The following is a 12,317-nucleotide window of genomic DNA, read 5'->3' as shown; positions in this document are numbered from 1 at the left end:
CGGACTTAGCCTCGTCACTGGCGACCGACGAGCAGCAAGGCTGGAAGCTTTAAAAGCTAGATACAAAGGCGCTCAGATTGAGTTGCTGCTAGTGAGGTTGTTTGACTGAGGTCACTGCCGCCACCAGCGCCACCTCTCCAACAATTGCGATGCGCTGGTTTACTGCGAATCAGCTACAAGCTCGTATGGTTGCGATGGGCATTTGATCTTGGTGATCGTTTGCGGGCTAATCCGGTGGCCCTGCTCAGCATGTGGGAGCACCGAACAATTGGAGAGGATGCTGAAAGCGCTTTAATGGAAAAATGTTGGTCTTGGTGTTTTCCTAGCGGTGGCCGGCTGTAGTGAACCAAGCGGCGACGCGTCTTGGCACTCTGGGCTTCCATCAGTTACACCTGCGGCCTTAGGCCTGCGCGCGCCGCTTGCCTCACGTCGCGTCGGCGATTTCCTGCTCATTCCCCGCCATCCGATTCGCCACTGCGAAGTTGTATTTATGAGTGGTCGTGGCCACGGATGCTGCATCCTTAGTCAGTTAGTAGCTCCGCTGTTAATTTGGATTTTCTCATGAAGCCAGGTCAGATGTTCCATGTGCTACCGTTTCCAGCAAGAGCCTCGGCGTGCGCCCTTTCCGCCAAATTGTACTCTCAAAAAAGCCGCCATTAAGGCGGCTCTCAACGTTAGGTCAGCAGATCACTTGATCAGCCAAGACTCAACCTCCACGCTACCAAACTGATTTTTCCATGCCTTGAGCAGTTTGTTGTTGCCGCCCTTGGTCTCTACGACTTCACCTGTAAGCGGGCTCTTGTAGACTTTTACAGAGCGTGCCTTGCGAGTCGTTTTCTCCGCCACGACCGGTGCCCCTTTACGGACTTTGCCTGCCTGCGGATCCAGGATGTTGACTATGTCACGGAGACTGAAGCTGTACTCACCCAAAAGGTCGCGCAGTTTGGTTTCAAACTCGATTTCCTTCTTCAGGCCGGTGTCGTTTTTCAGTGTTTCCAGCTCGGCCAATTGGGCGGCAAGCTGTTGTTCAAGTTTGCGGAATTCTGCGAGACGGGACATGTGATGCTCCTTTTATCCTAATGACGTCAGTAATATTAGTAGATCTTGGACATGTAGCAGTTGCTAGAAGTGCGACCTGAGACTCCACCCAACAGCGAAAAAACTAATCGACTAAATTTTACGAAGCAGCGCATTCACATTTGAGTTGAGTGCCTGCAACGCAAAGGGCTTGGTCAATACGGCCGTGGAAGCCTCTAGGGGTTGGTTCCCTACTACGGCGGGTTCGGCGTACCCGGTCATGAACAACACTGGCAGGCCCGGCCTAGATTTACGCGCTGAGTCGGCCATACGACGCCCGCCTATTCCACCAGGAAGGCCTATGTCGGTGACAAGCAAGTCAATGGGGGTGTCTGATTGGAGGAGCTGAAGTCCCGCGAGCCCGTCAGCGGCTTCAATGACTCTATAACCAGAGCTTCCGAGAGCCTCACTTACAAACATCCGAACGGACGGTTCGTCATCAACGACGAGCACTGTTTCCCCTGACAAGATCAGATTTATGTCCGTCTTCGGCGCGGTCTGCTTAGCGGCCTCAGCCTGGGCGGCCTCAACTGGCAATTGCAAATAGACACGCGTTCCTACCCCTTCCTCGGAGTCAATCTTCATCTGTCCGCCCGATTGCTTCACAAAACCGTAGACCATGGACAACCCTAGTCCCGTTCCTGCGCCCACCGGCTTGGTTGTGAAAAAAGGCTCGAAGGCTTTGGAAAGAGTTTCTGGACTCATCCCTGCACCGTCGTCAGCAACACAGATAGTCAGATACGCTCCTGGAAGCAGCTCAGCATCAAGTTCGGGCCCTTGTTCGAGTACTTGATTGAAAGTGCTGATCGAAATCTTTCCACCCTCCCCTAACGCATCCCGCGCGTTTATGCACAAGTTGAGCAAAGAGTTTTCCACTTGAGCTGGATCGACAAGGCAAGTGCTCGACATAGCCGTCAGGTCAACTTGCAAATCAATGGTCGGCCCGACAGTTCGGCGAATGAGCTCCTCCATCTCGGCGATCAAGGTATGAACATCGGTATGTTCAGGGAGCAAGGTTTGACGACGGGAAAAGGCCAACAGCCGGTGAGTCAACGCTGCTGCCCTTTGCGCCGCCCCGTACGCAACTGAGACATAGCGCTCAACATCGGCAGTACGGCCTTGATTCAGGCGCATTTTGATCAGATCCAGACTGCCTGTAATACCAGCAAGGAGGTTATTGAAGTCATGGGCGATACCGCCGGTGAGTTGCCCAATCGCTTCCATTTTCTGTGATTGACGCAGCGCGGCGTGAGCGGTTTCACGTTCAGCCACGACTTCAGTCACACGAGCTTCCAAATCGCGATTGAGCTCCAGAAGTGCAGTTTCTGCCTTTTTTCGCGCAGTCACGTCGATTGACGAACCGATCAGCCCGATGATTTCGCCAGAGTCATCCAACAGCGGGGCTTTTGCCGAGAGCCATATCGTTGCCGATCCATCAGGCATATCGACAGACTCTTCAATCTGTACTGCCTTACCACTTCGCATGATGCGCTGATCCGTTTCCATTATCTGGCGCGCTTGGGTCTTGTCTGGCAAGAACTCCAGATCCGTCTTACCCAGGTAAAACTCCGGTGGTTTCCCAATTAGCGCAGTCGTGCCATGGTTGGCCACCAGCATCCTGCCCTCCAAATCCTTTGCATAAACAACACCTGGGACAGCAGCAGCAAATGTTCGCAGCAACGTGGACATTCTGTCCCGATCCGCTTCTGCCGCTCGGCGCGGTTCGATGTCAACCAGCACCCCAGGAAAACGAATGGCCTCTCCGTCTGCATTAAGCTCGGCGCGTCCACTAGCCTCGACCCACCGGTAATTCCCGTCGTCTTGGCGAACGCGGTATTCGCATCGATATGCACCCCCGCGCTCCATCGTTTCCTGTATTTCTCTAGCAACGCGATCAACGTCGTCGGGATGAATAGACGAAAATGCCTCTGCGATAGGAATTCCAATTTTGCACCGTTCAGCCGACAGGCCAAATGAGCGGGAAAACCGCTCATCAGCAGTCACGGAATCAGTTGGAATGTCCCACACCCAAGTGCCGATTATCGCGCCGGCCTCCAATGCGAGTTGCAGACGTTCAGAAGCGTCTGCTGAAAACTCGTGTGACTGAAGCTGTGCTGGAGATGGTGGTGCAGTGTTTTCTTGATCCATTCACAACCTCGTTAATATCTTGGCAGCCGGACGGAGCCCGCACTTTAGGGAATAGCGGTTACGTCCGGTGATCCTAGCCCTAGATGGTGCCAGCTATGAATCGCAAAGTGGTGAGGGCAACAGAGCTAGGCCCGCCAACTCTGAGATTGTCGCGCAGATCGCTAAGACCTTAGAAAACTGCTGACCATGACATACCTGCCAAGGGTCATCAGAAAATAATCGACTTGCTCAAGAAAGCGTGATTCGAGCCATCCTAGGCGCTTGTGAGCTGAGCGAGTTATCTATAACCAAATCGCCTTTAGCACCAACACCCAGCAGCGTCTGCGTTGGCAAGTCGGCGTCCAAAGGAAAACGTCTGCTCCTTTTCTGAACATCTTGCAGACTGTGCCTGATCAAGCAACCGGGTAGCGGAGTCGCCGGGCATACAGCCAACGCCGGACGCTCAGAGTTGTAGACATGCTGCCAAACATGCTGAGCCAGACATCACTCGTCATCTCAAACGATCAAATTGGAGGCAAAGAAAAACCCGCGATGGGGGAGCGGGCTTAAGTTTTCTTGCAGGAGCATCATCAAAAAGCTAGCTCACCTATTGTGAAAAGGGTGTGAAGAAAAACTACCGCCCCCCTTCTGAAACACCATTGATCGCCATAATAGAACTCGTCCCGAGGACTTCTCGGATCGCATCCTGGGAGACCATGGAGGGCGTATCTTGCGTTGAGGCGGGGAGCAGCCAAGATGTTGAAACGACATCAGAGTGGGCTTCAACCGGCAATTTCAAGATGATGTAGAGATAGCTGACCTCATCCGCAACAACTCGGAAAGCGTAAATAGCACCGATGCAGGAAATCAGAGCCCCCAATGTGAGCACCACTTTGACTGATCCTGACTGCATCGCCTTCCCTCCCATGCCGATGCCTGATCCTACTCTCAGCGTACCCAAACCAAAAGTTCTCTCAGCTATCCACAGCACCTGGGTACACCGCGCGATTACGCAGTATTTCTGATATTCGCATCGGAGCTGGAGGCGACCTTAGTCTTCAATTCGGCAATGAAATTCGCAATGGCGCGACTCGTGCTGAGTTCAGCAACCGATATGCCGCCTGCTACGAGATTCCTGCCAGAGGCTGGGTCGACCAGATCAATCGATAAAAATCCTCTCTCGTCAATCGAGCATCGGCATTGCATGGGCAGAAATCCACACTCAACGATGTGGCGCAGCTCTAGGGGTGATATTGCCATGACGAAAACTCCTTGTTGTTGTTCATGGTGGACTCTCGTGTTACCGGAAGATTCGAGATATTTAAGTGGGCAAATGCCTGGCGACCATACGCTGTCTGTTTAGCCAATTTGCTACGCACGCGAAAGAACTCATGGTGTCCAAATGTTTCCGGTCTTCGCATCTCCAGGAGCGCGCATGACTTCAGCCAACGCAGTACACATTACCCAGATCGCGTCCTTGCTACGATCACTGCGCGATGCGGTCAATGAGCTTGAGCAATTCGAGTTGGCCCATGTAAAGCACCTGACGGGCGACCAAACTGTCGACTCACGGCAATCGCTTTCCCAGTGTTTCGCCAATTTTCAAAACTCGATCACTGATATGGGAAACGGGCTCGCCTCTGTGGCCGTAGCCACTGGAGAAGTCAGCGAACTCTGATCAACGTACGTAAGCCTGCAGCAATGATTTGCGAGTCACATCTTTTGTACAGATGGACGCAAAAAATTCCATTCAGTGAACCCCTTGGGATCCACGAGTGGACATTCGGGTCACAGCACCCTTGACGGTCGTCCAGCATCGAAACACACGCTGCCCATGTTGCTGAGGCCCAATTCCCCAGAGTCGCCTCTTACCACCGGCGGGGACTTAAGACAGAACTGCCCAAATATGCAGAGGGTCGACCGTCAGGGATACTCAAGCCGAGCGCCATTCCACATCAGTGATGCCATGCTTCTCAGCCTGCGGCTTGCTGAGCTTCGTAACCGGGTCAGTTCTGTACTTTGGCAACTGCCCCACACCAGCGTCGACGGTCGCCCAATGCCAGGCTTCGGCGTTGTCCATTTTGGAGGCGCGGATGTAAAAGGTCTTGTAGTTCCCATTCAGCAGGTAGTCGACGCGGTAATGTTTTTCCTGAGCCATTTTTACTCCTTGGCATGCTCCTTCTGATAAGCCAAAGATTGTCCGCCACAGAAAAAATTCCCTTTTTGAACAGCAGAATGGCGACAATCCGCTGCTGACTGGCGTGTGGCTTTACCGCGATGCCGGAGGCGCGACACAGAGACGACCCCGGCACAACGTCGGGGTCGTTAGCTTCTACGTAAAGTTGCGTTGGATGAGCTGCGGCGACCAAATTATTCCCCTCTGCGTCGCTCATGTCCTCATCGGTGCAACTTCCTAGGACTTCTCACGTGGCTGTTCGCGCGTGCGTGCAGGCTTGCCGAAGACACATACCTTGCGAAGAGCAAAAAAAAGCCCGCATCAAATGCGGGCAAGTGAAGGAGTTACAAATGGAGACTCAAAAGATCTGAGTCATAAACCAGTGATCTCGTTTTCGAATTTTTACCAAAATGAGATGAACGGCTACTGCAGGCGTTGGCTTTTGCGATCCGCGTTTGGCAGCAAACCCGCTTTGAACTGCTCGATGAACAACGCCGTTTTGAACCCTCTTTCGAAGGCCGCCGCTTCAACCTCGAAGCGTCGCAAATACGCCTCATAGCTTATCTGGCGTTCTGCTCCATCGGCGTCGCCGCTCGTAATGGTGGTCTTTGTCGATGCACTCATGGCTGTCACCCTCACAGTGTTTATTCATGCCGGCTTGCGCGGATCAGTCGCGGACGTTCACACCGCCGCTCACTCCTTGACTCCCTGGGCCAATCCAGAACCCAGGTCTGCGCCGGTCACCGGATCATTCTCTGTGTCGGATTTGGTTCGCTCTTTCATCATGGTGAGCGTTACGGAGTCGTCTTCGCTCAGGGTCACCGACGCCGTTCCGTCACCTCCGTCTACAGCTGGATGCGGATTCTCGACGTACTCAAACTCGGCATCGCTGTTCCAAGGCCCCCGGACGTTCGGCTCGCCATTGGACATGCTGAAATAGGTGCGAGAGAACTCAGGCATGCCCGGAAGCTTTCCTTGAGGAAAGTTCGGCTGGATAGAATGAAGTGCTTTTTCGAATGACAACTGATGAGCGATCTCGCGGGTCATCAGAAAGCCGAGAGCGTCTTTGATGCCGGGATCGGTAGTGACGTTCATGAGTCGTTCGTAGACGATCTTTGCGCGGGCTTCAGCGGCGATGTTCGAGCGGAAATCAGCCGTAGGCTCACCGATGGTATCGATGTAGGCCGCCGTCCAGGGAACACCCGCAGAATTGACCAATGGCGCACCCCCACCGTAGAGCAGGCTGGTGATGTGTGAGTCATTGCCCGCACCATTGATATCTCTGTACAGCTCGCCCTCCTCTTGGACGCCCTCTGCCATCTTGCCTTTAGCGCCTTTGTTCAGCATCACGATGATCGAGCCAATAATTTCAAGGTGGCTCAATTCTTCCGTCGCGATGTCGAGCAGCAGATCTTTGCGGCCTGGATCTTCCTCAGCCAGCGCTTGGGTGAAGTAGCGGGTAGCGGCTGCAAGTTCACCTTGGGCCCCGCCGAATTGCTCAAGAAGCAGATTCGCCAAACCGGGGTTCGGTTCGGCTACTCGCACGGTGTATTGAAGTCGTTTGTTGTGAAGAAACATGATGATTCTCCCATCAGAACTTTTCATGAGACGAGCAGATCCTCGCTGCATAAATACACGCAACTGGCTGCACGCGAACTTCTCTTTAGATGCCTATGGCACGGTCATGACTTAGTGCAAAAAACGGGGTATTGCCAAGCTAATGCGCCCCATTGCAAATTCATAAAAATACTTAAACCCACGAGACCCTACTCACTTCTTGGTCATCGTCGCCGCTTGGTTCCCGCCCTGCTCAGCAATAGCCGACAGTTTCTCATCAGCCGACTTCTCCTCTGCCAGCGTCTCAGCCAGAAGGTTAGCCGCGTCGGTCATCCCGAGATGTTTGGCCATCGCGATCAGCGTGCCGTAGCTGGCAATTTCATAGTGCTCAACTTTCTGGCAGGCACCAATCAGCGCTGCGTCCAGCACCTCGCCTTTCTCGATTTCATCGAGTAACTCTTTGCTCTCTTCGACCAGCCCCTCCATGGCCACGCACTTCATGCGTTTGAGCTTCAGTCCGGCCTGTTCAACGAGTTGATCAATGCGTTCGATCTGACCTTGGGTCTCCTCCAGGTGGGATGTAAACGCCTCTGAAAGTTTAGGGTTAGTCGCCGCACGGGCCAGTCGCGGAAGCGCCTTGGTGATTTGCTTCTCCGCGCTGTAAACGTCGGACAGTTCGTGGATAAACAGATCGTCAACGGTGGTTCTTGCCATGATTACATCCTCATCCAATGAAGGGGTTAGTCAATGGTGTACTGGGCGACTGCGCGCCAGTAAACACTCGACCCTGCAAAAACGAGGGACGTTCGAGCGCGCACGAAGCACGCCGACGAAATGCACTTTTTGACGGTTACCGACACGCTTGCTGACCGTTGATGAAGATTCTCGGAACCGTGAAAAAATTAGCCAGTCGAGATTCAGGTGCCTGGGGCACCCATCTTTTATCAGCAAAGGAATGATCATATGACCAACTTAGTACGTACCTCTGTGCTGGCGATTCTTATCGGGATCGCAAGCCAAGGAGCCTATGCGGCTCAAGACAACGATGACTTCGTGGAAGACGCGTCTGCGAAGGGTGTAGCCGAAGTCGAAGCTGGCAAGCTTGCTCAAGAGAAAGGTACAGCTGCCGACGTGAAGAGCTTCGCTGAAATGATGATCAAGGATCACTCCGCCGCCAACGACAAACTCAAAACGCTGGCGACCTCCAAGAACCTGAAAGTGTCCGATGACGCCCAGCTGATGGATAAGGCCAAGGCCATGATTCTGGAACTGCGAAGCGCAAAATCTTTTGACCAGGCCTACGCGAACAATCAGGTCAAGGCTCATGAAGCCACGATCAAATTGTTCGAAGAAGAAGCTGCAAACGGTAAGGATGCGGATCTGAAAGCCTTTGCAACTGAGACGCTGCCAAGGCTGAAAGCGCATCTGTCCGAAGCTCAGGCACTGTCGAAAGCTCATGGCGGCGATGCCGCAAAATGATGCCGAAAAGCTGATATGACAATTCGCAAAACCACAAAGGGTCGGCCTTTTTGAGGTCGGCCTGTAGTGGCTGCCTAAAATATGGGTAGCCCTAACTAGGTGGCAATCAACGCGGGAGAAACATGGTGGACAATTATCACATCACCAAATCTGAGAGCGGATGGGCGCTGACAAAGCAGGGTGCCCAGCGAGCGTCAAAAACAGCTACTACAAAGGCAGAGATCATGATGCTCGCAGGCGAATTTCTCTCGGACAAAACGGCATCGCTCAAAGTCCACAAGGAAGACGGGACAATCCAGGAAGAGCGTACCTATCCGCGCAGTGCAGACCCAGCGAAGACCAAGGGTTGATTGCATGAAGCCTGCCCCGTGCGGATGAGTTTTCCGCAGTCACGGGAGAGCTTTTTTAATGGTCTGAAGCATCCGACGTGATTGGCGCCTTATCCGCGAACGATGCAAATGTGACGCTTCAGGACGGCGGGAAGCTCCTCAGCGTCGTAGTGAAGACTCATTCGAACGGGCAGCTTCACCCGTGCTACGTATTAGGCAAATCTGAGGAGCAACCCCACGCAAATGAGAGCGAGACGACAGCAAAATGAGTGTGTGAAGATGCACTGAGACTATGCTCAGCTGGTTTCGCCTGCGAGCATCCTTTGGTGAAAATGAGGCAAAAGCTTGAGTGCATGGAGCGCCGCCATTTGTTGCATCTCTTTCCTGTCCCCAAAGAAACGCTCTCTACGCGCGAACACATTTGTGCGACCGTCGCTCTGAAACCCCCAAGCAAAGCAAACAGTTCCCGCAGGGATACCATCGACATCCTCATTCCCACACAGTCCAGTGGTCGCTATGGCGACCGTTGCAGGACTATCCTGAAGGACGCCCAGCGCCATCTCCCTGGCCACCTCAAGACTGGTGAGGTTGAAATGCTCAATAGTCTTTGCACGAACCCCTAGCAGCCGTTGTTTGGCCTCGGGCGAATAAACCACGTATCCGCACTCGACCAGTGAGCCGCTACCAGGAACCTCGGCAAGCAAAGCGATTACCCGGCCCGCCGTACAAGATTCAGCCGTTGCCAGCAGGAGTGAGTGCTGCCTCAGGTAGTAAACAATGTCCTCGACCATCACGCGCACCTCTTTTAGGCTTGGCTTGATTTTGGACACGTGAGCAATACCTTCGTCTCAGATACTTACAAGCGAGCTGAAGGCTTCGTGAAATCAGTTCGCGAGCCCTACCGCTGATCCCCGCTGCCTATCAACTTCATGAACTAATAGCGCTCATACCCGCTCCGCTAATTACAGGCCCTTCAAACTGCGGAGATCGATATGAGAGCACTGACTTACCATGGCGCGCATGACGTGAAAGTGGACACCGTTCCAGACCCCACGATTCAAGACGCCGACGACATCATCCTGCGCGTTACTGCTACCGCTATTTGCGGCTCGGATCTGCATCTGTACAGAGGCAAGATACCGACCGTCGAGCATGGCGACATTTTCGGCCATGAGTTCATGGGCATCGTCGAGGAGACCGGATCTGCGGTGACGGCTGTCCAACCCGGTGATCGGGTTGTCATTCCCTTCGTAATCGCGTGCGGTGACTGTTTCTTCTGCCAGCAAGACCTTTTTGCCGCCTGTGAGACCACCAATACCGGACGCGGTGCGATCATCAATAAAAAGGCAATTCCCCCAGGCGCTGCGTTGTTCGGGTTCAGCCACCTGTACGGCGGCATTCCCGGCGGTCAGGCCGAGTATGTACGGGTGCCAAAAGCCAATACCGGGCCATTCAAAGTGCCAGGGACGTTGGCCGATGAGAAGGTGTTGTTCCTTTCCGACATCCTCCCCACTGCGTTCCAGGCCGTGACGAATACCGGTATTGGTCAAGGCTCAAGCATTGCCATTTATGGCGCCGGCCCGGTCGGGCTTCTCAGCGCTGCGGTCGCTCGAATGCTAGGCGCCGACCGTATTTTTATGGTCGACCATCACCCCTACCGCCTTGCGTATGCCCAGCGAACTTACGGGGTGATCCCGATCAATTTCGATGAAGACGACGACCCGGCGGATACCATCATTCGCCAGACGCCTGGCATGCGCGGTGTCGATGGCGTCGTCGACGCCGTCGGTTTTGAAGCCAAAGGCAGCACCACCGAAACGGTCCTGGCCACGCTCAAGCTCGAAGGCAGCAGCGGTAAAGCGCTGCGCCAATGCATCGCAGCAGTGCGACGGGGTGGCGTGGTCAGCGTTCCCGGTGTGTATTCGGGTTTCATCCACGGCTTCCTTTTCGGCGATGCGTTCGATAAAGGGCTGACGTTCAAGATGGGCCAGACGCACGTTCAGCGCTTCCTCCCGGAACTGCTTGAGCATATCGAGATGGGCCATCTGGAACCTGAAGCGATCATTACCCACCGCATGTCGCTGGAGCAGGCGGCTGAGGGCTACAAGATTTTCGACAAGAAAAAGGAAGACTGCCGTAAGGTCATTCTGACGCCGGGCGGCAGCGATATCGCGCTGCCGGAAATCGACTCATTTGCGACTGTGCCTGCTGTGTAATTGGCAAAGGAGGTGTGAGATGGAGGTGACATTTTTCTGGGCCGCGCTGGCCGTGATCGTACTGTTGGTCGACCTATGGGCCATCGCGAGTGTCTGGCACACGACAAAATCTTCAGGAACAAAAGTCGGATGGGCGATTCTGCTATTGGTGCTTCCAGTCGTTGGCCTGGTCATCTGGGGCATCGCGGGGCCACGGGGTGTTGCAGAACCTCCGACCTCTGAAGAGCATAGCAAGGGTTAGCAAATAGGGGCTTGCGCTGGCGATCACAGATCGGCGGCCGGCCTCATGCCCATAGACGACCGCCTAAAGCACTCAGGAGAGACACCGCAGCCTGTTACTGGAATGCCCTATCGCTGCTGTGGAAAACGGCCTGCTCACCGAGTGATAATCGAAATCTTGCCATTGCGCTCGATGATGGCGAATTTGACTTGGTCAACGTTCTCAACTCCCTGCCCTAGCCGCGCCGCTTGCATGATGTCGTCTTCTTGAACCCTGGACTCATGCATGCGATGGCGCAAGAAAATGCCGTTCTCCACCACAATGGTGGGCCCTCCATCGATCAACTTCCCTATGCGCTTCGAGCGTCTTTTCAAGAGGGAAAAACCGATGTCTATGGACAGAAGCGTAACGATGACCAGGATGGCATTGGTGATCGAGAAATCGTCGCCCAACAGTGCTTGTTGGGTTGCCTCACCGATGATCAATAGCAGCACAAAATCGAATGAAGTCATCTCGCCTAACGAGCGACGACCCGAAATTCGAAACAGCACCATTAGAGCTATATAGATGGCACCTGCCCGCAAGACCGCGTCCATGTTTTTCTACCTACGGGTAAATGAATTGGTTGAAGGAAACGTGGCCACCGCCTTCGACTGAGATGTCGCTTTCGTAAAGGCCCAAGCCGTCACTTCGCCATGCCAGATAGAGCACACTCTCACCGTTCCCATCGCCAATCAGGGTCAATCTCAGCCCCTGTCGAGTACCCGCTGAGCTGACGGGCTGAGGCTGAATGGAGTCGATGCTGAATCCCTGCATCATGGCGTTACCGAGGACAACAGTGTGAGGCTTACCGGGTTCTCCGCGACTATGGATAACCATCGCATTAACGCCCCCGCTGCGGTGGAACCGTTCGTAGTCCACCGTTAGATCCTTTTGCGCAGACGTTGCTGTCGTCGAGCTAAGTAACCCATGTGAGAAAAGGCCAAACAGCGTCAGCAGAACAACCGCGACCAGCGCGTACCAACCCACCCGCTGGAAGCGCCAGATTTGGCGCTGGAGTGCAATATCCTCATCGACTGGATGACGCCTGTTCTGCATTTCCTGGTCATGAGCATTCATGAAGGGGGGATATCCGC

15 protein-coding genes are annotated in these 12,317 nt (G+C 54.0%); 5 read left to right on the top strand and 10 right to left on the bottom strand.

Going from position 1 to position 12,317, the window contains the following annotated elements; translation table 11 throughout:
- Positions 1 to 687 precede the first annotated feature (687 nt).
- From ABDX87_RS28435 to ABDX87_RS28425, 3 genes are all read right to left on the bottom strand, one after another.
- Positions 688 to 1,059, bottom strand: a complete 372-nt coding sequence (locus tag ABDX87_RS28435; protein WP_346830885.1) for a histone-like nucleoid-structuring protein, MvaT/MvaU family — start codon at positions 1,057 to 1,059, stop codon at positions 688 to 690.
- A gap of 111 nt (positions 1,060 to 1,170) precedes the next feature.
- Positions 1,171 to 3,225 carry a hybrid sensor histidine kinase/response regulator gene (locus ABDX87_RS28430; RefSeq protein WP_346830884.1) on the bottom strand — a complete coding sequence of 685 codons (2,055 nt, stop codon included), beginning with the start codon at positions 3,223 to 3,225 and terminating at the stop codon, positions 1,171 to 1,173.
- Positions 3,226 to 4,212: 987 nt separating this feature from the next.
- The gene (locus tag ABDX87_RS28425; protein WP_074758837.1) at positions 4,213 to 4,464 is read right to left on the bottom strand and encodes a DUF1652 domain-containing protein; all 252 of its coding nucleotides are present in this window, start codon (positions 4,462 to 4,464) and stop codon (positions 4,213 to 4,215) included.
- A 175-nt stretch (positions 4,465 to 4,639) separates the two neighbouring features.
- On the opposite strand from ABDX87_RS28425, the gene ABDX87_RS28420 reads away from it, so the two are divergent.
- A complete protein-coding gene (locus ABDX87_RS28420) occupies positions 4,640 to 4,882 on the top strand; it encodes a hypothetical protein (protein WP_074758835.1) in 243 nt (80 codons plus the stop codon).
- Positions 4,883 to 5,137: 255 nt separating this feature from the next.
- Here the strand turns inward: ABDX87_RS28420 and ABDX87_RS28415 are convergent, their stop codons facing one another.
- From ABDX87_RS28415 to ABDX87_RS28400, 4 genes are all read right to left on the bottom strand, one after another.
- Positions 5,138 to 5,362 carry a DUF6555 family protein gene (locus tag ABDX87_RS28415; RefSeq protein WP_074758833.1) on the bottom strand — a complete coding sequence of 75 codons (225 nt, stop codon included), beginning with the start codon at positions 5,360 to 5,362 and terminating at the stop codon, positions 5,138 to 5,140.
- Between the two features lie 441 nt (positions 5,363 to 5,803).
- On the bottom strand, positions 5,804 to 6,004 hold the full coding sequence (locus ABDX87_RS28410) for a hypothetical protein (RefSeq protein ID WP_074758831.1): 201 nt from the start codon (positions 6,002 to 6,004) through the stop codon (positions 5,804 to 5,806).
- Between the two features lie 69 nt (positions 6,005 to 6,073).
- Positions 6,074 to 6,958 (bottom strand): manganese catalase family protein, encoded by an 885-nt coding sequence (locus tag ABDX87_RS28405; protein WP_074758829.1) that lies wholly within the window; start codon positions 6,956 to 6,958, stop codon positions 6,074 to 6,076.
- 192 nt (positions 6,959 to 7,150) lie between these two features.
- Positions 7,151 to 7,651, bottom strand: coding sequence for a ferritin-like domain-containing protein (locus ABDX87_RS28400; protein WP_074758827.1), 501 nt, complete (start codon positions 7,649 to 7,651; stop codon positions 7,151 to 7,153).
- 249 nt (positions 7,652 to 7,900) lie between these two features.
- On the opposite strand from ABDX87_RS28400, the gene ABDX87_RS28395 reads away from it, so the two are divergent.
- Complete coding sequence (locus ABDX87_RS28395) at positions 7,901 to 8,416, top strand: DUF4142 domain-containing protein (RefSeq protein WP_346833647.1); 516 nt, start codon at positions 7,901 to 7,903, stop codon at positions 8,414 to 8,416.
- A gap of 125 nt (positions 8,417 to 8,541) precedes the next feature.
- Positions 8,542 to 8,766 (top strand): DUF2188 domain-containing protein, encoded by a 225-nt coding sequence (locus ABDX87_RS28390; RefSeq protein WP_074758933.1) that lies wholly within the window; start codon positions 8,542 to 8,544, stop codon positions 8,764 to 8,766.
- Between the two features lie 275 nt (positions 8,767 to 9,041).
- On the opposite strand, the gene ABDX87_RS28385 is transcribed toward ABDX87_RS28390, so the two are convergent.
- Entirely contained in the window at positions 9,042 to 9,536 is a 495-nt protein-coding gene (locus ABDX87_RS28385) for a CinA family protein (RefSeq protein ID WP_346833646.1), read from the bottom strand.
- Between the two features lie 201 nt (positions 9,537 to 9,737).
- Here ABDX87_RS28385 and ABDX87_RS28380 point away from each other — a divergent pair, with 201 nt between their 5' ends.
- Positions 9,738 to 10,961, top strand: a complete 1,224-nt coding sequence (locus ABDX87_RS28380; RefSeq protein WP_346830883.1) for a zinc-dependent alcohol dehydrogenase — start codon at positions 9,738 to 9,740, stop codon at positions 10,959 to 10,961.
- A gap of 19 nt (positions 10,962 to 10,980) precedes the next feature.
- On the top strand, positions 10,981 to 11,202 hold the full coding sequence (locus tag ABDX87_RS28375) for a PLDc N-terminal domain-containing protein (RefSeq protein WP_074758819.1): 222 nt from the start codon (positions 10,981 to 10,983) through the stop codon (positions 11,200 to 11,202).
- Between the two features lie 134 nt (positions 11,203 to 11,336).
- Here the strand turns inward: ABDX87_RS28375 and ABDX87_RS28370 are convergent, their stop codons facing one another.
- On the bottom strand, positions 11,337 to 11,777 hold the full coding sequence (locus ABDX87_RS28370) for a DUF421 domain-containing protein (protein ID WP_346830882.1): 441 nt from the start codon (positions 11,775 to 11,777) through the stop codon (positions 11,337 to 11,339).
- Between the two features lie 10 nt (positions 11,778 to 11,787).
- A complete protein-coding gene (locus ABDX87_RS28365; protein ID WP_074758815.1) occupies positions 11,788 to 12,300 on the bottom strand; it encodes a hypothetical protein in 513 nt (170 codons plus the stop codon).
- Between the last annotated feature and the right edge of the window lie 17 nt (positions 12,301 to 12,317).

Source organism: Pseudomonas abietaniphila (assembly GCF_039697315.1).
Taxonomy (GTDB): Bacteria; Pseudomonadota; Gammaproteobacteria; order Pseudomonadales; family Pseudomonadaceae; genus Aquipseudomonas; species Aquipseudomonas abietaniphila_B.
This window is presented reverse-complemented; position numbering and strand designations above follow the sequence as displayed.

Excerpts from the sequence above, each read along its gene's own strand:
- ABDX87_RS28435 (WP_346830885.1), bottom strand. The coding sequence starts at position 1,059 with ATGTCCCGTCTCGCAGAATTCCGCAAACTTGAACAACAGCTTGCCGCC.
- ABDX87_RS28430 (WP_346830884.1), bottom strand. The coding sequence starts at position 3,225 with ATGGATCAAGAAAACACTGCACCACCATCTCCAGCACAGCTTCAGTCA.
- ABDX87_RS28425 (WP_074758837.1), bottom strand. The coding sequence starts at position 4,464 with ATGGCAATATCACCCCTAGAGCTGCGCCACATCGTTGAGTGTGGATTT.
- ABDX87_RS28420 (WP_074758835.1), top strand. The coding sequence starts at position 4,640 with ATGACTTCAGCCAACGCAGTACACATTACCCAGATCGCGTCCTTGCTA.
- ABDX87_RS28415 (WP_074758833.1), bottom strand. The coding sequence starts at position 5,362 with ATGGCTCAGGAAAAACATTACCGCGTCGACTACCTGCTGAATGGGAAC.
- ABDX87_RS28410 (WP_074758831.1), bottom strand. The coding sequence starts at position 6,004 with ATGAGTGCATCGACAAAGACCACCATTACGAGCGGCGACGCCGATGGA.
- ABDX87_RS28405 (WP_074758829.1), bottom strand. The coding sequence starts at position 6,958 with ATGTTTCTTCACAACAAACGACTTCAATACACCGTGCGAGTAGCCGAA.
- ABDX87_RS28400 (WP_074758827.1), bottom strand. The coding sequence starts at position 7,651 with ATGGCAAGAACCACCGTTGACGATCTGTTTATCCACGAACTGTCCGAC.
- ABDX87_RS28395 (WP_346833647.1), top strand. The coding sequence starts at position 7,901 with ATGACCAACTTAGTACGTACCTCTGTGCTGGCGATTCTTATCGGGATC.
- ABDX87_RS28385 (WP_346833646.1), bottom strand. The coding sequence starts at position 9,536 with ATGGTCGAGGACATTGTTTACTACCTGAGGCAGCACTCACTCCTGCTG.
- ABDX87_RS28380 (WP_346830883.1), top strand. The coding sequence starts at position 9,738 with ATGAGAGCACTGACTTACCATGGCGCGCATGACGTGAAAGTGGACACC.
- ABDX87_RS28375 (WP_074758819.1), top strand. The coding sequence starts at position 10,981 with ATGGAGGTGACATTTTTCTGGGCCGCGCTGGCCGTGATCGTACTGTTG.
- ABDX87_RS28370 (WP_346830882.1), bottom strand. The coding sequence starts at position 11,777 with ATGGACGCGGTCTTGCGGGCAGGTGCCATCTATATAGCTCTAATGGTG.
- ABDX87_RS28365 (WP_074758815.1), bottom strand. The coding sequence starts at position 12,300 with ATGAATGCTCATGACCAGGAAATGCAGAACAGGCGTCATCCAGTCGAT.